A 470-nucleotide genomic window follows, 5' to 3' on the forward strand; every position below is an offset into this window, starting at 1 on the left:
GAGGCCTGCACCGCGGCGAACCGCTTCATTGTGCACGAGTCCGTGGCCGACGAATTTGCGGAGAAGTTCGCCGCGAAGATGAAGGAGATGACCACCGCCCGCGGCACCGAGCCCGAATCCAAGGTCGGCCCGCTGATCGACGCCAAGAGCCGGGACAAGGTGCACGAACTGGTCACCGACGCCGTCTCCGCCGGTGCCACCGCCGTGGTGGGCGGCGCCCCGGTGGAAGGCCCCGGGTACTTCTACCAGCCGACGATCCTCAAGGGCGTCAGCGAAGGCACCCGGATCCTGTCCGAGGAGATCTTCGGCCCTGTCGCCCCGATCACCACCTTCTCCTCCGAGGACGACGCTGTACGCCTGGCCAACAACACCGAATACGGGCTGGTGGCCTACGTCTTCACGAAGGACCTCAACCGCGGCATCCGGATGGGCGAGCGGCTCGAGACCGGCATGCTCGGCCTGAACGCCGG

General features: G+C 67.2%; 1 protein-coding gene. It reads left to right on the plus strand.

The annotated features are described in order from the left end of the window. On the plus strand, window positions 1-470 hold a 470-nt coding region (locus ARGLB_RS00290), incomplete at both ends, for an aldehyde dehydrogenase family protein (RefSeq protein WP_003797580.1).

This window comes from Arthrobacter globiformis NBRC 12137, from assembly GCF_000238915.1.
Classification (GTDB): domain Bacteria; phylum Actinomycetota; class Actinomycetes; order Actinomycetales; family Micrococcaceae; genus Arthrobacter; species Arthrobacter globiformis.